Source organism: Methylosinus sp. PW1, from assembly GCF_000745215.1.
Taxonomy (GTDB): Bacteria; Pseudomonadota; Alphaproteobacteria; order Rhizobiales; family Beijerinckiaceae; genus Methylosinus.
Window position 1 is genome coordinate 74532 of sequence record NZ_JQNK01000008.1, and the last position, 22901, is coordinate 97432.

A 22901-nucleotide genomic window follows, 5' to 3' on the forward strand; every position below is an offset into this window, starting at 1 on the left:
TCCGGTCCTCTTTTCGTCTGCTGCCCACAGGTCAGCAACTGCGGCATTCCGCTTCGTCGAGATCGACGAGGAGAACGGGATGCCGGCGAAGAGAGAACTCACGATGCGACAACTTCGGCAGATGCTGCGGCTCGCCCATGAGGGGGTGAGCGCGCGGGAGATCGGGCGGCGGCTCGGCGTGGCGCGCAGCACGGTGCAGGATTATTTGAAGCGAACGGCGGCGGCGGGGCTGATCTGGCCGCTGCCGGAAGAGACCAGTGACGACGCGCTGGAGCAGCGGCTGTTCGCGCGCCCCGGCTTCAAGACGGGCCAACGACGCCGGGTCGAGCCGGACTGGGCGGAGCTGGCGCGGGAGATGAAGCGCCCCGGGGTCAATCTGATGATCCTGTGGGAGGAATATCGGGACGCCAACCCCGAGGGCTATGGCTACAGCCGGTTCTGCGATCTTTTTCGTGGCTTCGAGCGGCGGCTGACGCCGGTGATGCGGCAGCATCACGTCGCCGGCGACAAGGTCTTCGTCGATTATTCCGGCAAGCGGATCGGGATCGTGAACCCGGTGACCGGCGAGATCCGTGAGGCGGAGATTTTCGTCGCCGTGCTCGGCGCCTCCAATCTCACCTACGCCGAGGCGAGCTGGACGCAGAAGCTGGCGGATTGGACCGGCGCGCATGTGCGCATGTTCCGCTTTTTCGGCGGGACGCCGCGGCTGCTGGTTCCCGATAATCTCAAGAGCGGCGTCAATAAGTCCTCTTTCTACGACCCCGAGATCAATCGGACCTATGGCGCGCTGACGTCGCATTACGACGTCGGCGTGCTGCCGACGCGCCCGCGAAAGCCGCGCGACAAGGCCAAGGTCGAAGCCGGGGTGAGATTCGCGCAGTTCTACATTCTGGGGCGCCTGCGGCGGCAGACCTTCTTCTCGCTCGCCGAATGCAACGCCGCTATCGCGCGCGCCATGGAGACGATGAACGGCCGGCCGATGCGCAAGCTGGGGATCAGCCGCAGAGAGCTGTTCGAGAAAATAGAGCGCGACGCCCTCGGCCCCTTGCCCGCGACGGATTGGGAGTTCGCCGAGTGGAAGCGGGCGCGCGTCAGTATCGATTATCACATCGAGGTCGAGAGCTTCTTCTACTCGGTTCCGCACGCCCTCATCCACGCCGAGGTCGACGTGCGCGTCACCGAGCGGATGATCGAGATTTTTCACCGCGGTCAGCGCGTCGGCCTGCACGAGCGCCGCTACATGGGCGCCCGGCACGGCACGGCCCCGGAACACATGCCGAGCGCGCACCGGCGTTACGCCGCCTGGACGCCGGATCGCTTCCGCCGCTGGGCGGCGACGATCGGGCCGCACACCGAGGGGCTCATCATCGCCGTGCTCGCCGCGCGGCGTCATCCCGAGCAGGGCTTTCGGACCTGCCTCGGGCTGCTGAAGCTCTATCGCGGCGTCGACGCCGCCCAGGCCGAAGCCGTCTCCGCCCGCGCGCTGGAAATCGGCGCGCTCAATTGCAAGAGCGTCGCCGCATTGCTTGCCGGCAAATCCAGGGCTTCCGGCGCGAGGGACGGCGCTCCGGCGACGCTGCTCGATCACGAAAATCTCCGCGGTCCCGGCTATTACCACTGAAAGGAACCCATCGATGCTCGCCCATCCGACACTCGATCTATTGAACGCGCTCGGGCTCTATGGCCTCGCCAAAGGGTTCAAGGAACTCGAGCACAAGGCCGAGGCCCGAGGCCTCGACCACGCCGAATGGCTCGGCCTGCTGCTCGAATACGAGCTGACGCTGCGTCGTCAGAAGCGCTTCGAGACGCGCTCCCGCGCCGCTCGCCTGCGCCATCCGGCCAGCGTCGAGGATGTGGATTATCAGAGCCCACGCGGGCTCGACCGGGCTCTGTTCCTGAAGCTCGCCGCCTGCGACTGGATCGCCGAACGGCGCAATCTGCTGATCACCGGGGCGAGCGGGCTCGGCAAGAGTTGGCTCGCCTGCGCGATCGGCCAGAAGGCCTGCCGGCAGGACATATCGGTGCTCTATTATCGCGTGCCGCGCCTCTTCACCGATCTCGCGGTCGCCCATGGCGACGGAAGCTACGGCCGGCTGCTGCGCAAGATCGCACGCGCGCGGCTGCTGATCCTCGACGATTGGGGGCCGGAGGCGCTCGTCGGCGACCAGGCGCGCGATCTGCTGGAGATCGTCGAGGATCGCTACGACGCCGGCTCCCTCGTCATCACCAGCCAGGTTCCGGTCGATCGTTGGCACGAGATGATCGGCATACCGACGATCGCCGACGCCATCCTCGACCGCGTCATCCATAACGCCTACCGGCTCGAGCTCTCCGGCGACAGCCTCCGCAAGCGCCGCTCGGCGCCCGCAAAACTCGAACAGGCTTGACCGCGTCCACGACGCGAAACATCATCCAAATCGATCTGCGCACGCACGACGCCGGTGGCCGACATCAAATCGGAACGCCGGCCGGCTTCGGATCGGAACAGGTGGCCGGCTTCATATTGGAATGCACGGCCGGCTTCGTCGGAATACTTGAGGGTTCAAATAGGTCCCGCGCCACGGATGATGCAGCGGCTGGACCGCGGGACCTATTTGAAGCCGGATTGAACGAAGCCGCGGTGACGTTAGCCACGATCTATGGGCGCTCGATGCGCCGGGCCTGATTTAGACGGCGCCATCGGAGATGGGGACAGCTGCGAGGATCGAGCAGCGAACGGCCGAAAGGGCGCCGATGCTCGATGGCGCCGCAGCTTCGGGTGGATCTGCGATCGGCGCTGCGCTCGCGATCTCTGGATGGCGGCGTGGAAACGCGCGCCGCGCCGATCGCTCCCGTTCGGCGCAGGAGTGTGTCCGTCGAAGTCGGCGAGTAAGAACGGGCGGCGATTCATCGGCCTCATGAGGTGTCGCATCTTTGCGTCGAGTGGCGCGGCGGCGAAGGACGCGGCCAAGGGCCGAAATCGACCATGCGGCCGCCGCAGCAGGGGCAGATGTCGATCCTCTTGCCGGTGAGCATGGCGTATCGCTCGCGATAGTCGGTGGGTTCGACGCTCGGCGGCGGTTCGGCCATATCGAGAGCGGCGCGGATATGGGCGAGCTTCTGGGCGCGGCGGGCGTTGGCGAGAAAGCCGAAATGACGAATGCGCCGAAAGCCCTTGGGCAAGACGTGTATGAGGAAGCGGCGCATGAACTCGTCGGCGTCGAGAGTCATCGCCTTGATTTTGTCGTTGGCGCGATAATCTTTCCACCGAAAGCGCACGACGCCGTCGTCGCATGCCAGCAGCCGTCCATTGGCGATCGCGACACGATGCGTGTAGCGGCCGAGATAATCGAGGACCTGTCGCGCGCCGCCGAACGGGCGCTTGGCGTAGACGACCCATTCGATGTCGCGCAACGGGGCGAGATAGCGGGCGAACGCAGCCGGCGCTCGCAGCGCCGCGAGGTCGCCGAAGAACGTCAGATTGCCGGCGTCGAACGCTGCGTTCACGCGCTCGAGAAACAAGCGACGATAAAGCCGGGAGAGAACATGCACGGGCAGGAAGAAGCCGGGTCGGCAGGCGACCCAGCGTCCATCCGGCCCGAGACCGCCGCCCGGCACGATGCAATGGACATGCGGATGATGCGTGAGAGTCTGCCCCCAGGTGTGCAGGACGGCGATCATGCCGGTCTCGGCGCCGAGATGCCTCGGATCGGCGGCGATGACGCGGATCGTCTCGGACGCCGCCTTGAACAGAATATCGTAGACGAGGGCCTTGTTCTGGAGAGCGATCGCAGCGATCGGCGCCGGCACGGTGAAGACGACGTGAAAATACGGAACCGGCAGGAGCTCGGCGCGACGATCGGCGAGCCACTGCGCACGCGCGAGCCCTTGGCACTTGGGGCAATGTCGATTGCGGCAGCTATTATAAGAGACGCGAACTTCTCCACAGTCCTCGCACTGCTCGACATGCCCGCCGAGCGCCGCCGTTCGGCACGCCTCGATGGCCGCCATCGCGCGGCGCTGGTCGATAGACAGTCGGACGCCTTGCGCCGCGCGAAACGCGGCGCCATAGCGGCGGAAAATATCCGCGACCTCGATCTTTTGGCGCATGCGCGCCGACTATTCGGGCGGCATCACCCTGAGCGAGAGACGGTCGAAGGGGCTCGGCGTGGCGGCGATGAGATCAGCGGCGACGCGTGTGTAGCGCGACGTCGAGGACAGATCGGCGTGACCCAGCAGAACCTGGATGACGCGAATGTCGACCCCGCTCTCCAGAAGATGACGCGCGACCTCGCCGACCCGCAGCCCGGCCGCATATGCCGTCGTCAAAGCGACGCGGTTGCGCAGTCCGACGACTGCTTCCAGAAACTGCGCGACTTCTTCCGGCGCGAGGACCGGCGTCAGCTTCTCCGGCTCGCGGCCGAAGACGATCCGCTCCAAGGCGTCCTTTTGACCGAGCGTGACGCCGTAGAAAAACCGCAGTGCGCAGGCGACCTGGTTGATGTGCGTCCAGGAATATTTTTGGGTGACCAGATGTAGCTGATAGGCGCGGACGTGCTCCGTGCCGAGCAGGTCCGGCGAACACTCGAAATGTCGGCTGAAACGCGCTACCGCATAGAGGTAGGATTGCTGCGTCGCCGGCGAGAGATTGCGGATCGTCATGTCTTCGGTCATGCGCTGACGAAGAGGGCTCGTGGCAGCCATCTGGGGCTCCTGTCTCGAGAGGGGTGATGTGGCAATCACATCCTCTCAGACAGGAAGCTTCACTTCACCGATCTCGCCGCCCCTCCCGCGTAGCGGGTTCGTTCAATACGCACTTCTTCGAATGCCTCCCAGACCGTCTTGTCCGCGATTTCCGGATGCGGATGAGCCTTGGCGTAGGTGACGCATTTATCGAGAAGCCAGGCGTTCATATCGTCGTAGGTCTTGAACCGCAGGCGCGGCGTGAAGAACCGCTCCCGCGCCAGGCCGACTTGATTTTCGACCTGGCCTTTCTCCCAGCCGGACGCTGGCGTGCAGGCGACCGGCTCGACGAGATGATGGCTGCACATTTGCGCGAAGCGACGATTGAACTTGCGCTCCTTGCCGACGAAGATCGTCTCCACCGCCGTCTTCATATTGTCGTAGATGCCGCGCGTGCAGGCGCCCCTGAAGAAGGTAAAGGCGCGATCATGCGCGTCGAAAACCATCTCCTGCGTCTCACGCGGATAGGCGCGAACGAAAGGCATGCGGCTGTGGCACAGACGCATGTGCGCCACCTTCACGGTCGTCGTCACGCCGTCGAGCACAACGATCTCGTGGCTCCAGTCGAACTGGTAGGCTTCGCCCGGCTCGAAGCTCAACGGCACATAGGCGGCCGCCGTCGCCGCGCCTTGCTCGCTGCGCCATTTGCGCGAGTAGCGACGCACAGCGTCATAGCCGCCCGCGTAGCCCAGGCCGCTCAGATCTTCGAAAATACGGATCAGGGTTAGCCGCTCGCGCGGCGCCTTCTTCTCGTTCTCCGCGAGAACCTCATCGAGCTTGTCCGACCAAGGCCCGAGCTTGGGAAACGGCTGATTGTCGCGCTCGTAAGCGAAGGACGTTGCCTCCGACCGCAGCGCCTTGCGGACCGTGTTCCGTGAAATGCCCAGATCGCGAGCGATCTCCTTGATCGTCTTGCCCTTGACGAAATGTTCGCGACGGATTCGTCCGATCGTCTCCACAATCAACATCCCCCACCACCCGCCGTTTCAACCAAAACGGGCGGACTGTCCGGACTTCACCAGAGGGGGTCAATTTTCAACGCCGATTCCCCTCGTATGGGGGTCAAACTTGCACGCCGAATAACAGCCAGATGCTCAAAGTGGTGATTCCCGTGACGGCGAGCCAGATCATGGACAGGACGATGCTCTACACCGCCGTGACGAGGGCGCGGGAGAAGGTCGTTCTGGTCGGCAGCCGGGAAGTGTTCAGGAAGGCGGTCGTCGATCCGCCGAGCTATTCGGTCCGTACGACCGGGATGCACGATGCGCTGCGGGCTGCGGTGCAGGGTTGAGTTGGCGTGGGAGCGTTGGCTCAACCGGGAAAGAGGCGCCGATGGCCGATCGCGAGGCCGAAGAGAACGATCCGTCCGATACGAAGCTTGCCGAAGAGTTCAAGAACGGCCTGCTGGAGAACACGACCGCGCGGGGCCGCGCCAGCATCGAGCGGGTGTGGACGGCCTGCTGCGAATTGATCGCAGCGGGAAAGCCGATCACGGTGTCCGCGGTCGGGCGCATCACCAAGGAGCGGTGGGGCGGTCCCAAGGAGCAGGGCATCCGCGACCAGCCCGATCGGCTGAAGCGGCTTGTGGATCTCTGCGCGGCCAGCCAGAAGGAAACGGAGGCCGTCCGCAAGCGGGGCAGATCCAAAAGCCGAGGGGAAGCCGCCATCGAGGAGCTCGTCGCCGAAGTTCGGGATCAGACGACGAGGGTGCGCATCCGCGCCGTGGCCGAGGAGCGGAACCAGCTACGGCGCGACTTGCTGACCCTCCGCAAGGCCTACGGGCGCCTGACGCCAATCGCCGCGCTGACGCCCGAGCAGTGCTATGACGCCCTTCCGCAGGCGGACGCGGAGGCCGACGCCCCCGAGACCGCCGTCCTGCCGGCGCCGGCGGAGGAGGCATTCACGGAGGCGGAACGGGACGCAGTGCGGCGGTTTCTGGACGAGGAGTTCCTCTTCGACGAGGGCTTCAAGATCGACGAGGTGCGCGGGCTGCTCTCGGAGCAGGGGAGGATCGTGCTGCCGTTGGCGTTCGTCACAGCGTTGCGGAAGGTGATCGATGACTAGCCACACAGGCTTACGTCCTCGCCAACTATGCGAATGCACGATTTCTGTTTGCGCTGTGTATACAACATATGAAATATGAAGGGCATACCAATGCCTTTTGGACGAAGAAACAGATCGCAGCCCATAGAGCTGCCCTCGATCACACATACGAAAACCGACAATTTTGGTTGTTTTGCATTGCTAGTGACTTGATTGTCTTATAGTATAATAAATACCCCAAACGACTAATGCAGCCATCGATATATCTATAATTCCAGACTCATGAAATACGCCTAGTACAGCACGAAAAGAAACAATCCAAAACACTGGGTTGCATAGGAATAGTATTGCAAATAATATGTAAAAAACAACGCGCATTGATGCCTCTCTGCACATGATGGTTTTGCGACGTGGCCATAGAGGCGCGGGGCTGTGCTTATTATGGGTGTTTAATTATTTCATAAATATCGCAATTATTGATGTTATTCTCTTTCTTGCTTCTTCGATAATAAATGGACTGGCTGCTAATTTAGTAAATTTATCCTTAGATAGCGTAATTCCTCTATATTTACAATACTGCTTTGCAACTGCTTTTGCGACTTTAGGAAGTTCTTTCTCTAGAAATGAATCTGGATATTGGGGATTTATAGGCTTTTTTAACGAAGCCTGTTTGCCATTCTTGGCGAGAGATGCGGCGCAATAATGAATTGTACAACGACCATCATCGCAATTGGTGTTGTGAAAATCACAGAAAAAATTTCTTTGCATCTTTCTCATATCTATATGCCAGCTTTATACCGCTAGGTGTTTTGGCTCCGCCAACCATCAAAGCAACAGCCGCATTTAAGCTGGTGCATTTGTTGCTAGCTATTTTATTAGTGTCGTCCAACTAGGGTAAGTTTAGTATCTGCCATAATATCGTTAATCGTGTAGCGAGCAATCAGTTCGCCCTCTGTGTCGAGGATTATAACCTCTTCTGCGGCGCACGTGTGTTCGGCCTTTGGCCAGAAACATCGATCGTCGGTCGCATAAAATCCAAATAGGGCGGTCTTGGCGTGCTCCCGAAATTCTGCTGGGGTTGCCGAGATGCCCGACCAAGGCTCTTCATGAATCACTTGCCCGGTCAGGCGACGAAAAACCATACGCATGTTTGCGTGCTCCTTCGAATGAAGAGTTGATCTTTGGTGTTGGGAAGTCAAGAGCCTCAAAACGGCACCAATTTCGCGAAGATTAAGGTGCAGCTTCACCTTTCGATAGAGCAGGACTTCGTCGAGAGATTGAAAAAGGGTTGCAGGCCTCGCCTGCAACCCTGCCCGTCGGCGAGACTGGGGGGCAGAGTGTCAAAGGCGGCGCGAAGCGCCGGGACCGGAGCAACCCGGAGCCACGCGCAGCCCGAAGGGCGAGCATGGCGAGGATTGCGAGGACCCACCCTTTGACACGTCGTTGGGGGCAAAGCCCCCAGTCCTTTCTTGGTCTTGACCGCCCGACCGTTACCGTTCGAGCTCGCTATCCCAATACAGGAAGTCCATCCACGACTGATGGAGGTCCTGAGCGCATTGGAGCCGGCGAGCGATCTCGTCGAGCTGGCGAGGGCTCGGCTCGAAGGGTTGTCGCAGCAGCCTCATGCCGGCCTGCTTGGGCGTGAGATTGCCCTTGCGAAGGTTGTCCGCTGGGCAGCACGCCACGATGTTCGACCACTCGGCAATTCCATTTTTGCTACGCGGAATCACGTGGTCGAATGTGAGTTCCTTGGGGCTGAATTTATCGCCGCAATATTGGCAGCGGAACTCGTCGCGCACGAAGACGTGGTAGCGCGTGAACGCCGCCACCTTGCGCCGTCGATAGGCTTTGAGGGCGACTACGGAGGGGACTTCGTGCGTTCGCGAGGCGGATCGGACGTGGACGTCCTCATAGGCTTTCACCTGCACGACCCGATCCTGCATGACGGCCACGAAGGCGTCCTGCCAGCTCCAGATCGAGAGTGGCGCCCACGACAGCGGCTGCATGTCGGCATTGAGAACGAGGGTGCGCAGATGCGCTGCCGGATGCTCGGTCATATGAGCATCTCCGCGCAACGAGGCATATTGTAACCCTGTGGCCCATGGGCCCCTTGCGGGTTACAAGAGGCGGTTACACGATATATCGTGTTCCTAACCCTCTGAACCAACACATACAATATGTCCCCCACCCCCCGGAGGACATCCCAGGTGGTGGCGCCGCCCTTGGAGCGGGGGATCACGTGATCGAAGGTGAGATCGTCCTGCTGTCCGCAATATTGGCAGGTGAAGCGGTCGCGAAGAAAGACGTTGAATCGGGTGAAGGCGGGATGGCGGGCCGGCTTTACATAGGCTTTGAGCGAAACGACAGAGGGCAATCTTATTTCGAAACTCGGACTTTTGACCGTCTTGTCATATTCCGAGACGATGTTGACCCTGTCGAGGAAGACCGCCTTTATCGCGTCCTGCCACCCCCATAGGGACAGAGGATAGTAGCTCAGCGGCCGATAGTCGGCGTTGAGAACCAATGCAGGACAGGCCTGCGGCGAAACATTGGACTGGCGAAAGTGAACGGTCACCTCGGCCCTCTTTCCGCGAATCGTTCGGACGCCTCCCAGCCCCCGAGCCGCGGCCATAGTCTATAGGCAGGATGACGCCATTGTGAAGGCTTCTCTCGGCGCCGCGGCGCCGCAGCCGCGCGATTTCGCCCTCGAATATGGTAAATATTTTATTTATCAATGAGTTGGGCGCGGGCTTCGCTTTCGCCTCCCCGCCGCTCCCTCCGATTCGCCGCCTTTTCGCCGCTCTGCGGGCAGGCGGATTGCAGCTTCCGATCCGAAAGCCGGCCAAAACGGGGGAATTGCTCCATTACGGCACGGCGGCAGTATCGGGTTGGAGACGAGCCGTGTCGAGTATCGCCGATCTTCCCTTTTCGTCGCTCCGCAAGGACGACGCTCGCGTCAAAGCTGGAACCGACAGCGCAGCATTGCGCAGCGGCTGGTCGCGCGCCATGCCGAGCCCGAATGCGGCGCTGATGCGCGCCTCCTTCTCGGTGATCGCGGCGCTGGTCGATGTGGCGGTCATTCTCGCCACGGCCATCGCCAGCGAGACGCTGTATCATTATTTCGCCTATGGCTATGACGGCTCGACGCTGCCCAATCTGCGGCTGTGCATGTTCGCGGCGATCCTCTTCGTGCTCTCGAACGTCATGCGGCACGAATATGCGATCAAGAATTATCTGACATTGGAAGGCCATGGCTGGCGCGGCGCGGTTCTGTGGAGCGTCGCTTTCGTCTGCGCCTTGACCTTCGGCTTTCTCGCCAAGGCCACCGAGGAATCCTCGCGCGGCGCCTTCGTGCTCTTCTATGCGACGGGATTTCTCTCCGTCTATGCGGCGCGCGCGGCGCTGGTCGGCGTGGTTCGGCGCAGCGCCGAGCGTGGCGGCGCCTCCGCCCGCCGGGTCTTCCTCGTCGGCTTCGAGAGCGACATAGACGAGTTCATGCGCCGCTATCAGCCCTGGGAGAGCGGCATGAATGTCGTCGCCGCCGTGGCGCTGCGCGACCGCGCCGACGCCATGCAGGATGATCTCGCTCTGGCGCAGGCCTCCGCCCGCATGCTGCTGCCGGATGATGTGTTCATTCTCGCGCCCTGGAGCCGCACCGACGTCATCGACGATTGCGTGGCCGCCTTCCTGCGCGTCCCGGCGTCGATTCATCTCGGGCCGGAGCGCGTGCTCGACCGTTTCGTCGATGCGCATATCAACAAGATCGGCTCGATCGCCAGCCTCAATCTCAGCGGCCGCCGGCACGATTCGCTCGAGATCATCGCCAAGCGTCTCTTCGATATCGTCTTCTCGGCCGCGGGCCTCGTCGCGCTGTCGCCGCTGCTGCTCCTCGTCGCGGCGGCGATCAAGCTCGACAGCAAAGGCCCGGCGCTGTTCTTCCAGCGTCGCCACGGCTTCAACCGCGAGCCCTTCCGCATCGCCAAATTCCGCTCCATGACGACGATGGAGGACGGCCGCGACATCACCCAGGCGACGGCCGGCGACAAGCGCGTGACGCGCGTCGGCCGCTTCCTTCGCCGCTACAATATCGACGAGCTGCCGCAGCTCATCAATGTGCTGCGCGGCGAGATGTCGCTGGTCGGCCCGCGCCCGCATGCGCTGGCGCATGACCAGATTTTCGAGCGCAAGATCGCCCTCTATGCGCGCCGCCACAATGTGAAGCCCGGCATCACCGGCTGGGCGCAGGTGAACGGTCTGCGCGGCGAGATCGACTCGCCGGAGAAGATCCGCCTGCGCGTCGAGCATGATCTCTATTACATCGACCATTGGTCGCTGCCGCTCGACGTGTGGATCATCTTCATGACGATCTTCTCACGCAAGGCGTATCGCAACGCGCTGTGAGGCCAATTTTCCAAGTGATTGCTTCGCTCGAAGAAGCGATGATCCTCGTGGCCGTCATTGCGAGCGAAGCGAAGCAATCCAGAGCCGTGAGGCGGCAGAAAAAACGTATGACACGGCCGTCCCGGCGCGCGCCAATTCAATCGATCGCTTGCTCTCCGAGGGTCAAGGCGGCGAGAATGCCGAGGGAGACGACAGGAAACGCCAGCAAAAAGCCGAGCAGAAGCGAATCGACGTGAGCAATTTTGCCGAGGCGAATCGAGCAAGCGGCGAATACCGAGTAGACAATCACGAATGGTATCAGGATTTGCGGGTAGGTCGATTCGTTCGGCAGTCCGATGAAACGAAACAGTGGCGCGATCAGTGCCGCCATCCAGATCAGGATCGGGAAGGCAAACACTGTTCCGACAGAGAAGCCGAGCAAGAGTCCGATAAAGAACCGCATATAATATTCCTTTTTTCGAACGCGCTTCGAAGGCGCTGCGTCGTCATGTCGGCTGCAGCGCAGAGATCCATCCTCCTCGCGCCTCTATGCGCACCGCGCTGCGGCCGCCGCCGCGCTTCTCCACCCTGATCTGCACGGGAATGCGCTGGCGCAGCGACTCGACATGGCTGATGACGCCGACCTTGCGGCCCTGCCCATGCAGCCGCTCCAGCGCGTCCATGGCGACGTCGAGGGTTCCTTGATCCAACGTGCCGAAGCCTTCGTCGATGAACAGAGTGTCGACGAAGGAGCCGCGCCCCTCGAGGCTGCATAGGCCGAGCGCCAGCGCGAGCGAAGCGAGAAAGCGCTCGCCGCCGGAGAGCGAGCGCGTCGAGCGCCGCTCGTCGCAAAGATCGCGATCGACGATCTGCAGGCCGAGATCGGCGGTGTCGCTGGCCGAGCGCTCGAGCCGATAGCGCGTCGTCAGCGTCGCCAAATTGCGATTGGCGAGCGCGACGAGATGCTCCAGCGTCACGCTCTGCGCGAAGCGGCGGAACTTGTCGCCGCTCGCAGAGCCGATGGCGGCGTCGACCTCGGCCCAGCTCTTATGTGTCGCCTCCGCTGCGGCGATCTCGCCGGCCAGCGTCTGCGCGCGCCCATGCGCGACATCATCGGCGGCGAGCCGCTCGCCGATCTCGCCGAGCCGCCGCGCCAGAGCTTCCAATTTCGCCTCCGCCTCGGCGCGGCGCGTGTCCGCTATTGCGACATCCTGTTCCGGACGCCCGGCGGCGAGCGCATCGGCGAGATCGCGCGCGCGCGCGTCTCTTTCCGTTCGCGCGGCGGCGAGCGCTGCGTCCGCCGTCTCCAGCCGCGCGTGCAATTGCGCGCGCTCCTGCGGCGAGACGGCGAGCAGGGCGAGGGCCGCCGCTTCGTCGATCTGCGCAATGATCAGGGCCTCGGTGAAATTCCGCGCTTCCGTCTCGCTCCGCGCGCGCGCTTCTGCGAGCGCCTCGCCGGCATGGGCGAGATCGCGCTCGGCGCCCGCGCGGCGCGCCTCGGTCTCGGCCTTGTCGCGCGCGGCGGATTCGAGCGCCTGCTGCGCCGCGAGACGCGCGTCATTGCAGCGCGTGCGATGGATCGCCGTCGGCTCGCCGCCCAGCAATTCGCCACGTTGCGCGCGACGCTCGGCGAGGACGCCGGCGCGCTCTTCGCGCTGACTCTTCGCCGTCGCCGCCGCCTCGGCGCGGGCGCGCGCCTCTATGCGAAGGCCGGCGAGATTTTGCATCAGCTCCTCGAGGCTGCGCACCATATGCGCGGCGCTCTCCTGCGCCTCGCGAAAATCCGCGCCGCGCTGCTTCAGTCGCCGCATCGCGCCCGCAGCATCGCGATCGAGATCGGCGAGCGAAAGATCGCAGAGCGGCAGAAAAGGCGCGAGCGCGCGATCGACGGCGCTCAGGCTCTCCGTCGCGGCGGCGCGGGTCTCGCCGATGCGCGCGGTCTCTTCACGCGCGGCGGCGATTCGCGCGACGATGTCGTCGCGCCTCTGCCGGCGCTCGTCGATCGCGGCGGCGAGACGATCATGCGCGAGGCGCAGCGCATCCATATCGGCGCGTAGCGCCTGCGCGCTCTTCAGCCGTTCGTCGAGCGCATTGCTCTCGCGCTCGAGGCGCTCCGCGAGGCGCGTGAGCGCCGCGTCATCCTCGATCGAGGCCGGCGCCGGCGCATCCTCGGGCCAGCGCGCGCGCGCTTCATCGTAATCTCTCGCGGCCTCGTCGCTTTCGGCGAGCGCCTCGTCGCATCGGCGCGTGGCGTCGGCGGCGCGCTCCTGCGCTGCGGAGAGGCGGCCGCTCGCCGCGGCGATCGCGCGCTCGGCTTCCACCATCTCGCGGCGCAGCGCGTCGCGGCGCGCGCGCAGCTCGGCGATCAGCGCATCGGCGGTCTCGCTCTCATGCGCATGGGGATGCGCGCGCGCGCCGCAGACGGGGCAGGGCGCGCCATCGACGAGGCTCGCGCGTAGCGCCAGCGCCTGCTTGGAGACGGCGACGTCGGCGATCTCGCCCAGCCGCTCCACCTCGCCGCGCTTCGCCTCGCAAAGCTCGCGCGCGGCGCTTGCATCGCGCAGCGCGCGCGTCTCGTTTTCCTGCACGACATTCGCGCCCTCGAGATCGAGCATGGCGCTGCGCCATAGGTCTCGCGCCTTCGCATGGCGGCGCATCTGCATCTCGAGCTGCGCGGCGAGACGCGCGAGCGCGTCCACCACGCGGCGACGCTCGCTCGCCTCGTCTTCCTTCAGCTGCGCGAGCGCGGCGCCGCGCGTCTCTATTTGCTCGGTCAGCGTGGCGCGCTCGGTTTTCGCCGCGCGATCCGCGCCGTCGAGCGTCTCCAGCTCGCGTGTCGCGGCGTCGATCTCCGCGCCGAGCTTTTTCGCGCGCGTGGCATCGCGGGCGAGCGATTTCGCCGCCTCGCCTCGGCGGCCGAGCCACTCGGCGATTTCGCTCCAGCGCGTGAGCAGCGGCTCCGCCGCGGCGAGACGCCCCAGCGCGGCGCGCATCGTCTCGGCGCGCGTCTCCGTCGTCGCGACTTGCGCGACCAGCGCGGTCTCTTCGTCGGCTTTCTGCTGCGCGACGCGCGCGGCCTCATGCGCGATTTTTTCCGCTTGCGCCGCCTCTCGCTCCGCCGCGAGGACTTCGGCGTCGAGATGTTCGGCCGCCGACCATAGCGGGCCGAAGTGTTCGAATTCGGCTTCCGCCGCCTCCAAACGCGCGCGCTTTTGCGCTTCTCTTTCGCGCGCCTCTTCGAGCGCGGCTTGCGCTTTCGCTGCGGCTTCGCGTGCGGCGATCTCGCTCGCCGTCGCACGCGCGAGATTTTGCGTCGCCGCCTCGCGCGCGGCGAGGGGCGCGCGCAGCGGCTCGGCGAGATCGAGAATCTTCGCCCGCTCGCGCGTTTCCGCCAAGGATTCCTGCGCGGCGAGCGCCGACAGCTCGCGGGTTTCCGCCTCGGCGAGGCGCGTCTCCATTTGCGTGATCGCCGCATGGCGTTGCAGCAGAGCGGCGGCTTCGTCGCGCTCGCGCGCGGCCTCGGCGCGGGCCGCGGCTGAGGTGTCGCGCTCGCTCTCCAGCTCCGCGCGCGTCTCGGCCGGCAGCAGGCCGATCTCGTCGCGACGGCGGCGCAGACGATCCAGCGCCTCCAGCGCGGCTTTCGTTCGCAGATAGACGCGCTTGGAAATTTCCGCATAGACGGAGGCGCCGGTGATCTTCTCGAGCAGATCGGCGCGCTCTTTCGAATCGGCGCGCAGGAAAGCGTCGAAATCGCCTTGCGCCAGCAGCACGGTGCGGCGGAATTGCTCGAAGGTGAGATCGGTGAGCTCTATGACCTTGGCGCGCACCGGCTCGACGCCCGAGGCCACCGCCGCGACGACCGCGCCGTCCGTATCCAGCTGATGCAGCGCGCGGCTGCGCTGCTGCAGATTGCCTGTCGCTCGCCCGCGAGCGCGCGCAATGTCGCAGCGGGCGCGATAACGCTCGCCGTCGCGGCCGAGAAAATCCACCTCCGCGAAGCCGCGTCCCGCGCCGCGGCGCAGAATGGAGCGCGGATCGGCCGCGCTCACCGTCTGGCCGCTGGGGTCGGGAACGCTCTCATTGACGCCCTGCGCGGCGACGCGCGGAAATGCGTCGTAGAGCGCGAGGCAGAGCGCGTCGAGAATCGTCGATTTGCCGGCGCCGGTCTCGCCGGTGATGGCGAAGAGGCCGGCGCCGCGCAGAGGCTCCTTCTCGAAATCGATCTCGAAACGCTCGGCGAGGCTCGCGAGATTTTCGCCCCGGATCGCGAGAATGCGCACTATTCCTCCATCGCGGCGGAATGGAACAAAGTGAGATGCTCCGCCGTCGGCTCGGCTTTATGGGTGAGCGCGAAGGCCTCGCGAAACAGCTCGACCGGCTGGCGTTCCGAAAGGCGCAGCGCGGCGGGCGCCGGCGCCTCCGTCTCGGCGCGCTGCGGGCGCTCCACGGTGAGCGAGGCGAGGCGGATCGGAAATTTCTCCGCTATCGCGTCGATCTCGGCGTCCAGGCCGACGATCGGCCCTTCGGCGGCGATGGTCAGATGAACGAAAGGCTTCTCATCCGCCGGCGTCGCCGGATCGAGGGCGAGCGCCGCGAAAGCGGCGTCGACATCGTTCCGCGCCATGCCGCCGCGCGGCGGAATGCGCAGGCAGGCCGTGGGACGCGGCAGCGGGACATGCTCGACCGTCGTCGCGGTTTCCGTGATCGTGACGATCGACACGCCGTGACGATAGTCGATCTCGGTCTTGGAGAGCGGCAGCAGCGAGCCGGAGTAGCGGATGCTCTCGCGCCCGATCGCCTGCGGCCGATGCAGATGGCCGAGCGCGACATAGGCGACATCCGGCGGGAACACGTCCGGCGGAACGGCATGCTCGCCGCCGACGAGAATGCGGCGCTCGGCGCCTTCCGATTCGAGGCCGCCGGCGACATGCAAATGGCCGGTGACGATGAGCGGCGCCGCGCCGATGCGCGCCCGCGCCGCGGCGATCAGCTCGCTATAGAGCGCGCGCACGGAGCGCACGACGGGCGAACCCTCGCTCTCGCCTTCGAGAACCGGCAGATCGGCGGCGCGCGGATAGGGGACGACGAGAAGATGCGCCTCGATCGCGCCGCCGGCGCCGCGCAACGGCACGAGATGGACATCGGCGTCGATCTCGCCATTCTTGCGCGCGATCGTGCCGACGCCGGCGACATTGACGAGATCGAACAGAGCGCGCGGCGCCTCTATGCGGCCGGCGGGATCGTGATTGCCGGCGAGCAGGACGATGGTCGCCGCGGGCAGGGCGGCGCGCAGCTCCTTCAGCGTGTCGTAGAGGAGCTTCTGCGCCTCGGCGGAAGGATTGAGGCTGTCGAATATGTCGCCGGCGACGATCACCGCATCGACGCGGCGCTCCGCGGCGATGGCGACCAGCGCGCGCAGGACCTTGCGATGCTCCGCCTCGCGCGGCCAGCCTTGCAGCTGCGCGCCGAGATGCCAATCGGCCGTATGGAGAATCGTGAGCAGCTTCGCGTCCTTCGTGTCTTGGCGGCGTCGTCTACCACGAAGACGAGAAGGACGTCAGCGCGGCGGCGGCTTCGGCCACAGGCTGAGGCCCGTGGGGCCGACGCCCGTCTCGAGCAGCAGGACGTCCCCGTCCTTCGCCCATCCGTAGTGGACTGTCTCGGCCGGCACGAGAATCGAATCGCCCGGCCCCAGCGCCCGCAGTGTCTTCTCGTCGAATTGCGCCCCGGCGCCCGAATAGAAGCGGCCCGAGATCACGTTGATGAGCCGCGCATCGGGATGTGTGTGCGGCGGCGATTTCGCGCCTGCCGCATATTTCACCGAATAGGCGTAGAGGGCGCCGGGCTGCGTCGGCGTTCCGAGCGCCAGAGCGACCGAGAGACCTTCGAAGGTCGGCACGGCGGCGTATTTCAGCTCATTCTGCAGAAGGACGGTCGGCGGCGCGCTTTCGGCGAGCGCGTCGCCGGTCGTGAGCGCGAGCCCGGCGAGGAGGAGCAGTCGTTTCGACATGACGAGAGCCTTCTCTAGTGGAACAGGACGAAGGTCTTCTGCAGCGTGATCGACACGCCCCAGGCGAGCGGAATGCCGACGGCGGCCCAGGCGGCGAAGAGCAGAATTTGCGAATTGCCATTCTGCGCTGCGGCGGCGCGACGCGCATCGGCCGCGGCGGCCTCCGCAGCCTGTCCCTCCTCGACATAATCCTCGAAATCGGCGTGCGGCTCTTTCTCTTCCTGAACCACGGCGGCGACGCTGGTCTTCTTCTCCGCCGCGACCTCCTCATCGGTCATGAACAGCTTCTCGGCGACGGGCCGCACGGCGAGATCGCAGACGAGGCCGAGAACCAGCAGGCCGGCGAGAATATACATGGTCTGATTATAGACCGCGTCGCGCGCGACGCCGTGGTCGAGCTGATAGTCGCGCAGATAATTGACGAGCACCGGACCGAGCACGCCCGCCGTCGACCAGGCGGTGAGCAGGCGGCCGTGAATCGCGCCCACATAATGCGTGCCGAAAATATCGGCGAGATAGGCGGGAATGGTGGCGAAGCCGCCGCCATACATGGAGAGGATCACGCAGAAGAACGCCACGAACAGCACGACATTGCCCTGCTGCGCGGCGAAGGGCGCGGCCGAATAGAGAATTATGCCGAGGATGAAGAAGATGGCGTAGGTCGTCTTGCGGCCGAGCTTGTCGGACCATGTGGCCCAGGCCAGGCGCCCGCCGATGTTGCAGAGGCTGAGCAAGCCCGTGAAGCCGGCGGCGATGGCCGCGATCTTCGCCTTTTGCGCGGCGTCGAGGCTGGAGAAGCCGATGTCGAGGCCGATCAGCTTGCCGCCGAACACTTCCTGCAGCATGGGCGAGGCCATGCCCAGCACGCCGATGCCGGCGCTGACATTGAGGGTCAGCACCGCCCATAGCAGCCAGAATTGCGGAGTCTTCCAGGCGACGTTCAGATGGACGTGGCGATTGGTCACCATTTTATTGGCGGCCGCGGCGGAAGGCTCCCAGCCCTCCGGCTTCCAGCCGTCGCGCGGCACGCGATAGCCGAGCGAGCCGCCCACCATGAAGACGAAATAGATCGCCGCCATGGTGACGAAGGTCTGCCACACGCCAACGGAGCCCGGAGCCGCATAATAGGACATCAGCCTGTCGGCCAGCGGCGCGCCGATCATCGCGCCGCCGCCGAAGCCCATGATCGCCATGCCGGTCGCCATGCCGCGCCGGTCCGGGAACCATTTGATGAGCGTCGAGACCGGCGAAATATAGCCGAGCCCGAGGCCGATGCCGCCGATGACGCCGGAGCCGAGCCACAGCATCCAGATCTGATGCAGATAGACGCCGGCCGCCGAGATCAGCAGGCCGCCGCACCAGCACACCGACGCGGCGAGGCCCGCCTTGCGCGGACCGGCGGTCTCCAGCCAATGGCCGAACACGGCCGCCGAGGAGCCGAGAAAGACGAAGAACAGAGTGAAGGTCCAGCCGAGCATGCTGATCTTCCAATCGCAGCTCGTGGCGAAGACGGTGGCGAAAAAGCCCATATCCGCGGGGCAGGCCTTCGGCTCGGCGCCGCCGATGACGCGCGACAGCGGCAGCCAGAACACGCTGAATCCATAGGCCATGCCGATGCACAAATGCACGGCGAGCGCCGCCGGCGGCACCAGCCAGCGATTGAAGCCGGGCGCTGCGATGGAGCGCTCCCGGCTGAAAAATTGCCGGGATGGCGTTGCGGCTGCTACCGACATCAAATCCTCCAAAAATCGAGCTGCGCTCGCTCCGCGGCGTCGTGAACGGTTCCCCGAACGCCGCCTTCGCGACGCCCGCTTTTTCGCGATGAGCGCCTCGTGGCGCGTGCTGGTTTTCGACAATGCCGAGCGTTGCGACTTTTTCAACTGTTTCTATCGGAAAATCGTCACAGCGCCGACGATCGATCAATATGTTTTTCTCGTCGCTTTATTTGATTTCTCTATTATGACGCCCATCCGCCGGATTGGACGAGAGCTTTCTATGGGCCGACCGAAATTCCCGCGCGACGCCAATGTTTTTGCGCTTGCGGGCGGGCTTTTGCGTCCATATTCTGTATGACGATATGTAACTGCCGTATATAGCCAAGGCGCGCATCGGAGCGGCGGCGCGCATCTCGAGGCCCTCGCCATGCGGTTCGGCGTCTTCTCCACTTACGAAAACCCGCAGCAGGATTATGCGCGCTGCTTCGAGACGCAGACGCGCCTGGTGCGTCACGCCGAGGCGCTCGGCTTCGAGGAGGCCTGGGTCGCCGAGCATCATTTCGAGCCGGACGCCGCCTGTCCCTCCATTCTCACGCTTCTCTCCTATCTCGCCGGCGTGACGAGCACGATACGGCTCGGCTCGGCGGCGGTGCTGCTCGCTTTCCGCAATCCGATTCAGGTGGCGGAGGATGTCGCCACCATCGACCTTCTCTCCAAGGGGCGCTTCGATTTCGGCGTGGCGCGCGGCGGGCCTTTCGAATTGCAGAACCGCCATTTCGGCGCCGGCAAGGATTCGACGCGGGAGATGACTCTGGAGGCGCTCGGCCTCGTCAATCGCCTGCTCTATGAGGACAGAGTGACGTTCACCGGCGCGCATTACGAGGCCAATGGCCTCAGCCTCACGCCGCGCCCGTTGCAAAAGCCCATTCCCACCTATCTCGCCACCACGACGCCGGGGGCGATTCGCTACGCCGCGCGCAATGGCCATGGCGTGATGGCCGGCCCGCCTTTCCCCATAGAGCAGATCAAGGAGACCTTGCGCATCTATCGCGAGGCCGCAGGGCCGGAGGGCGATCCGCGCTTCACCATGGCGCGCTTCTATTTCGCCGCGCCGCGCCGCGAGCAGGCGCTGGCCGAGGCCGTTCCCTTCCTCTCCCGCTTCGCCGAGCGCATGCGCGGCAATTTCGCCCGCCAGGACGGCGCCGCGCCGGCCTCGCTGACAGAGGAGGGCCTGCTGCAACGCTCGCTGATCGGCGATTTCGACGAGGTGGCGGAAAAGATCGCCGCCTATCGCGAGGAGACCGACGCGCGGGCGATCTTGCTGAAGCCGATCTCGCGGGATTCGGAGAAGAATTTGCGCTCCCTAGAGGATTTCGCGCGCCATGTGCGGCCGATGCTGGGCGTGGAGGCGGCGGCGGCGCAGTAAGGGGTGGCGATCGAGTTCCCGCTCTCGTAACCGTTGCGTTCCAGCGGCGATCGGCGCCCGTCATGGTGCTGCCGTCGAATTTCTATCTTTTGCGGCCTATTTAAACGCGGTAGGGTGCTTTATGGCTCACAAACCGCCTAATGAGATCGTTTCGGCCTTTACGGAGGAACAGGCGTCCCGTCTTACCGGGATTACTGTGAATCAGCTCCGTTATTGGGACAAGACGCGACTGTTTTGCCCACAGTTTGCCGCTGCGGATCGTCGTGCGCCGTTCAGTCGCGTCTATTCGTTTCAGGATATCGCTGCCTTAAGAGTGTTGAATGTGCTCACGAAGCAGTATTCTGTGTCCGTGCAGCATATTCGTGAAGTGGCAAAAAGGCTGTGCTCCATGGACAATGGAGCATGGGCTCGAACAACTCTGTATGTTCTCAAGCGGAAAGTAAATTTCGTAGACCCGGCCGATGGGAAGCAAAAAGAGATCGTCAGTGGACAATATGCGATAGGGATACCGCTCGAAAAAGTGGTCTCGGATACCAAGCGCGACGTTCAGCAAATGTCTGAACGCTCATCTTCGATGATCGGGACGGTGGAGACGCATCGCCACGTCGTTAGTAATTCTCCCGTAATTGCTGGGACGCGAGTTCCTGTGAAAGCGATCAAGAGCTTTGCCGACGCGGGATACACCGTCGAGCAGATTCGATCTGAATATCCGACGCTTACGAGAGAAGACATAGAAGCCGCTATTTCTTACAAGTCGAAAAACAAGGCCGCGTGACAGAGAAGATTCGCCTACGTTTGTTCCTCGATGAATGCGTGCCGGACAGCGTCGGGCGCGTCTTTTCCGATGCGGGGCACCACGTGATCTATCTTCGAGACGCTGGCGCGCGAGGGTCGCCAGACCCACTTGTTTGCACATTGGCCGAAGCAAACGAAGCGATCCTCGTGAGTCTCGACGGCGATATGAAGCAACTCGCGAAAGAAAATGGGATCAGTAAAAGGCGATTTATAAATCTGAGCCTTATAAAATTTTCGTGCGAAACTGTGAAGGCTGCGCAGCGCGCTGCTGACGCGATGTCGGTGATCGAGCACGAGTGGCGCCGAAGTCGAGACAGCGAAGGAAGGCGCATTTTCATCGAGATTTATCCGGGAACGATCTCGATCAAGCGATGATTTGCCTTCTGGACGAGACATCGATATCGGGTGATAGACAGCGATAATTGGTGATGTTCACCGGGATTGCCCGGGATCAGCCGCGATCAGCCGGGATCGTCCGCCTTTGGCCGCGCCGTCGCTTTTTCTTCGGCGGCACCGGCGGCAGGCCTCGCAATACATTCATGTAGCGGAAAATCGAGGACTTCGCCGGGGCTCGTTCGGGCGAGAACCGAGCCGCGATGGCCGCCGGCATTACTCCGACTGGCATCGTCCCGAAAATCGACCGCAGAAATGCGGCGACTTCCGGGTCTTTTTCCCACCATGGCCGCCGGAAGAGCGGAACGTCGAATGATTCGGCCATGGTTCAAGCCTCCTTCAAGCCGATTTCAATGGCCTTCCGGCCCGTCGTGAAGGCCATGTGAGCCAAGCCCGCGGGTTCCATATCGGATGTTGCCGGCGACTCGGCCGATACTTTCCAATTCGTGCCGGAGCTGGCGGGCGAGGCCGAGGGCTTTCTCCAGGCCTGCGGTCTCTACACTCGGCTCGGCCTTGACCTCGAGGGCTTCCTTGATCTCGCGCCCGACCTCGCGCGCCTTGTCGCGACCTTCTTCCATTTTCGCGGCGTCGACCTGTGGCGCGGCAGGCGGAGGGGTGGGCGCGTCATGCAAATCGCTAAAGGTCGGGACTTTCTGGGGAGCCGGGAGGTTGTGCGGGTCCGACCACCAGGGCAGGGAAATTCCGTGGGAGCGCCACCACTCATGAGCCCTACGGGTGATTTCGGCCTCGTTGCGAGCCAAGGTCTCGGGCGTCCAGCCGAAAGCTTTTTCCTCCGCCTTGCCGAGCGCCCATTGTCCCGCCCATTGGATCGCACCGAGCGCGAGGCCGTTACGGAGCGTTGCGCCGACGCCGCGAGCGATCTCGAGGACGCGCTCAGTCCCTCCGGCCCCTTTGACGAATTCCGTCGCGAAGTCGCTCGGCGCGCCGATGACTTTCGAAGCGGCGCCCGCGCCGTTCCTGAGAGACAAGAGAGCATTCGCGCCCTTGGCGCCCGCGAACAGCGCCCCGCCGCCAACGGCTCCCGAGAGGAGCGTATCCACCCATGGGCGATCCTCGACATTGGATTCCCACCAATCGAGAAAAGACGTCGCGCCATGGAGACCCGAGGTTCCGGCGCCCATGAGCGGTTCGGCCGATGTGCGCTTGAAATTCTCGAATTGGCGCTCGAGAGCCTTGAAGGCCGTCGAGGCGTCCTTGTTCTTCCAGACGTCGGCCGCTTCGAAGCCCATGGCTTGCGTCGAAAGCGCGATATCCTTTTCGATGCGTCCCTTATTGGAGCGATAAAAGTCGAACATTCCCCGTGTCGACGGGTGTTGATTTCCACTGAGAGCTGACCCAGGCAGCACGAGTTTTTCCACCGAGAACTGACCCATGTTCGAACCTTTCCCCCTCGACC

At 63.9% G+C, this 22901-nt stretch carries 21 protein-coding genes and 1 pseudogene; 9 read left to right on the plus strand and 13 right to left on the minus strand.

Annotated features, from left to right (window positions below; genetic code table 11):
- Positions 1–79 precede the first annotated feature (79 nt).
- Positions 80–1621, plus strand: a complete 1542-nt coding sequence (gene istA / locus K369_RS05790) for an IS21 family transposase (protein WP_036288765.1) — start codon at positions 80–82, stop codon at positions 1619–1621.
- A 13-nt stretch (positions 1622–1634) separates the two neighbouring features.
- Positions 1635–2387 (plus strand): IS21-like element helper ATPase IstB, encoded by a 753-nt coding sequence (istB, locus tag K369_RS05795; RefSeq protein ID WP_036288768.1) that lies wholly within the window; start codon positions 1635–1637, stop codon positions 2385–2387.
- A gap of 508 nt (positions 2388–2895) precedes the next feature.
- Here istB and K369_RS05805 read toward each other — a convergent pair.
- The 3 genes and pseudogenes from K369_RS05805 to istA (K369_RS05815) all read right to left on the minus strand — a co-directional run.
- The gene (locus K369_RS05805) at positions 2896–4089 is read right to left on the minus strand and encodes an IS91 family transposase (protein WP_036289122.1); all 1194 of its coding nucleotides are present in this window, start codon (positions 4087–4089) and stop codon (positions 2896–2898) included.
- Positions 4090–4098: 9 nt separating this feature from the next.
- Positions 4099–4683, minus strand: coding sequence for a site-specific integrase (locus tag K369_RS05810; RefSeq protein WP_036289128.1), 585 nt, complete (start codon positions 4681–4683; stop codon positions 4099–4101).
- A gap of 107 nt (positions 4684–4790) precedes the next feature.
- A pseudogene (gene istA, locus K369_RS05815) lies at positions 4791–5690 on the minus strand (IS21 family transposase); the annotation flags it as partial.
- Between the two features lie 161 nt (positions 5691–5851).
- On the opposite strand from istA (K369_RS05815), the gene K369_RS05820 reads away from it, so the two are divergent.
- Positions 5852–6013, plus strand: coding sequence for a hypothetical protein (locus tag K369_RS05820; RefSeq protein ID WP_245278112.1), 162 nt, complete (start codon positions 5852–5854; stop codon positions 6011–6013).
- 41 nt (positions 6014–6054) lie between these two features.
- Complete coding sequence (gene gmtX, locus K369_RS05825) at positions 6055–6786, plus strand: gamma-mobile-trio protein GmtX (protein WP_036289135.1); 732 nt, start codon at positions 6055–6057, stop codon at positions 6784–6786.
- A gap of 432 nt (positions 6787–7218) precedes the next feature.
- Here the strand turns inward: gmtX and K369_RS26210 are convergent, their stop codons facing one another.
- The 4 genes from K369_RS26210 to K369_RS05835 all read right to left on the minus strand — a co-directional run bounded on the left by K369_RS26210 (position 7219) and on the right by K369_RS05835 (position 9340).
- Positions 7219–7542, minus strand: a complete 324-nt coding sequence (locus K369_RS26210) for a hypothetical protein (RefSeq protein ID WP_156967750.1) — start codon at positions 7540–7542, stop codon at positions 7219–7221.
- A 98-nt stretch (positions 7543–7640) separates the two neighbouring features.
- Positions 7641–7913 (minus strand): hypothetical protein, encoded by a 273-nt coding sequence (locus tag K369_RS26215; protein ID WP_156967751.1) that lies wholly within the window; start codon positions 7911–7913, stop codon positions 7641–7643.
- A gap of 342 nt (positions 7914–8255) precedes the next feature.
- Positions 8256–8822, minus strand: coding sequence for an HNH endonuclease (locus tag K369_RS05830; protein WP_036289139.1), 567 nt, complete (start codon positions 8820–8822; stop codon positions 8256–8258).
- Positions 8819–9340 carry an HNH endonuclease gene (locus K369_RS05835; protein ID WP_245278113.1) on the minus strand — a complete coding sequence of 174 codons (522 nt, stop codon included), beginning with the start codon at positions 9338–9340 and terminating at the stop codon, positions 8819–8821. The genes K369_RS05830 and K369_RS05835 overlap by 4 nt, the downstream gene beginning before the upstream one ends.
- 326 nt (positions 9341–9666) lie before the next feature.
- Here K369_RS05835 and K369_RS05840 point away from each other — a divergent pair, with 326 nt between their 5' ends.
- Positions 9667–11166 (plus strand): exopolysaccharide biosynthesis polyprenyl glycosylphosphotransferase, encoded by a 1500-nt coding sequence (locus tag K369_RS05840; protein WP_036290151.1) that lies wholly within the window; start codon positions 9667–9669, stop codon positions 11164–11166.
- 136 nt (positions 11167–11302) lie between these two features.
- On the opposite strand, the gene K369_RS05845 is transcribed toward K369_RS05840, so the two are convergent.
- From K369_RS05845 to K369_RS05865, 5 genes are read right to left on the minus strand one after another with little or no spacing between them, the layout of a single operon-like run.
- Positions 11303–11608 (minus strand): hypothetical protein, encoded by a 306-nt coding sequence (locus tag K369_RS05845; protein ID WP_036289141.1) that lies wholly within the window; start codon positions 11606–11608, stop codon positions 11303–11305.
- Positions 11609–11651: 43 nt separating this feature from the next.
- Complete coding sequence (locus K369_RS05850; protein ID WP_036289146.1) at positions 11652–15425, minus strand: AAA family ATPase; 3774 nt, start codon at positions 15423–15425, stop codon at positions 11652–11654.
- Positions 15425–16648 (minus strand): exonuclease SbcCD subunit D C-terminal domain-containing protein, encoded by a 1224-nt coding sequence (locus K369_RS05855; RefSeq protein ID WP_036289149.1) that lies wholly within the window; start codon positions 16646–16648, stop codon positions 15425–15427. Before K369_RS05855 ends, K369_RS05850 begins: the two co-directional genes overlap by 1 nt.
- Before the next feature lie 54 nt (positions 16649–16702).
- Positions 16703–17155, minus strand: a complete 453-nt coding sequence (locus K369_RS05860; protein ID WP_036289152.1) for a cupin domain-containing protein — start codon at positions 17153–17155, stop codon at positions 16703–16705.
- Between the two features lie 14 nt (positions 17156–17169).
- A complete protein-coding gene (locus tag K369_RS05865) occupies positions 17170–18888 on the minus strand; it encodes an OFA family MFS transporter (RefSeq protein WP_036290154.1) in 1719 nt (572 codons plus the stop codon).
- Between K369_RS05865 and K369_RS26220 the strand changes: the two genes are divergently transcribed.
- The 4 genes from K369_RS26220 to K369_RS26225 all read left to right on the plus strand — a co-directional run bounded on the left by K369_RS26220 (position 18833) and on the right by K369_RS26225 (position 21466).
- The gene (locus tag K369_RS26220) at positions 18833–19228 is read left to right on the plus strand and encodes a hypothetical protein (RefSeq protein ID WP_156967752.1); all 396 of its coding nucleotides are present in this window, start codon (positions 18833–18835) and stop codon (positions 19226–19228) included. The genes K369_RS05865 and K369_RS26220 overlap by 56 nt on opposite strands.
- 69 nt (positions 19229–19297) lie before the next feature.
- The gene (locus tag K369_RS05875; RefSeq protein WP_036289158.1) at positions 19298–20296 is read left to right on the plus strand and encodes an LLM class flavin-dependent oxidoreductase; all 999 of its coding nucleotides are present in this window, start codon (positions 19298–19300) and stop codon (positions 20294–20296) included.
- 121 nt (positions 20297–20417) lie between these two features.
- Positions 20418–21071, plus strand: coding sequence for a DUF433 domain-containing protein (locus tag K369_RS25370; RefSeq protein ID WP_198033051.1), 654 nt, complete (start codon positions 20418–20420; stop codon positions 21069–21071).
- Positions 21068–21466 (plus strand): DUF5615 family PIN-like protein, encoded by a 399-nt coding sequence (locus K369_RS26225; RefSeq protein ID WP_156967753.1) that lies wholly within the window; start codon positions 21068–21070, stop codon positions 21464–21466. Before K369_RS25370 ends, K369_RS26225 begins: the two co-directional genes overlap by 4 nt.
- A 368-nt stretch (positions 21467–21834) precedes the next feature.
- On the opposite strand, the gene K369_RS05895 is transcribed toward K369_RS26225, so the two are convergent.
- Entirely contained in the window at positions 21835–22800 is a 966-nt protein-coding gene (locus K369_RS05895; protein WP_036289167.1) for a hypothetical protein, read from the minus strand.
- Between the last annotated feature and the right edge of the window lie 101 nt (positions 22801–22901).

What these genes read in the sequence shown, in the direction of transcription:
- K369_RS26220 (WP_156967752.1), top strand. Translation starts at nt 18,833, where the DNA reads ATGGAGCGCTCCCGGCTGAAAAATTGCCGGGATGGCGTTGCGGCTGCT.
- istB (WP_036288768.1), top strand. Translation starts at nt 1,635, where the DNA reads ATGCTCGCCCATCCGACACTCGATCTATTGAACGCGCTCGGGCTCTAT.
- K369_RS05875 (WP_036289158.1), top strand. Translation starts at nt 19,298, where the DNA reads ATGCGGTTCGGCGTCTTCTCCACTTACGAAAACCCGCAGCAGGATTAT.
- K369_RS05805 (WP_036289122.1), bottom strand. Translation starts at nt 4,089, where the DNA reads ATGCGCCAAAAGATCGAGGTCGCGGATATTTTCCGCCGCTATGGCGCC.
- K369_RS05820 (WP_245278112.1), top strand. Translation starts at nt 5,852, where the DNA reads ATGGACAGGACGATGCTCTACACCGCCGTGACGAGGGCGCGGGAGAAG.
- K369_RS05895 (WP_036289167.1), bottom strand. Translation starts at nt 22,800, where the DNA reads ATGTTCGACTTTTATCGCTCCAATAAGGGACGCATCGAAAAGGATATC.
- K369_RS26215 (WP_156967751.1), bottom strand. Translation starts at nt 7,913, where the DNA reads ATGCGTATGGTTTTTCGTCGCCTGACCGGGCAAGTGATTCATGAAGAG.
- K369_RS25370 (WP_198033051.1), top strand. Translation starts at nt 20,418, where the DNA reads ATGGCTCACAAACCGCCTAATGAGATCGTTTCGGCCTTTACGGAGGAA.
- K369_RS05860 (WP_036289152.1), bottom strand. Translation starts at nt 17,155, where the DNA reads ATGTCGAAACGACTGCTCCTCCTCGCCGGGCTCGCGCTCACGACCGGC.
- K369_RS05845 (WP_036289141.1), bottom strand. Translation starts at nt 11,608, where the DNA reads ATGCGGTTCTTTATCGGACTCTTGCTCGGCTTCTCTGTCGGAACAGTG.
- gmtX (WP_036289135.1), top strand. Translation starts at nt 6,055, where the DNA reads ATGGCCGATCGCGAGGCCGAAGAGAACGATCCGTCCGATACGAAGCTT.
- K369_RS05865 (WP_036290154.1), bottom strand. Translation starts at nt 18,888, where the DNA reads ATGTCGGTAGCAGCCGCAACGCCATCCCGGCAATTTTTCAGCCGGGAG.
- K369_RS26210 (WP_156967750.1), bottom strand. Translation starts at nt 7,542, where the DNA reads ATGAGAAAGATGCAAAGAAATTTTTTCTGTGATTTTCACAACACCAAT.
- K369_RS05830 (WP_036289139.1), bottom strand. Translation starts at nt 8,822, where the DNA reads ATGACCGAGCATCCGGCAGCGCATCTGCGCACCCTCGTTCTCAATGCC.
- istA (WP_036288765.1), top strand. Translation starts at nt 80, where the DNA reads ATGCCGGCGAAGAGAGAACTCACGATGCGACAACTTCGGCAGATGCTG.
- K369_RS05810 (WP_036289128.1), bottom strand. Translation starts at nt 4,683, where the DNA reads ATGGCTGCCACGAGCCCTCTTCGTCAGCGCATGACCGAAGACATGACG.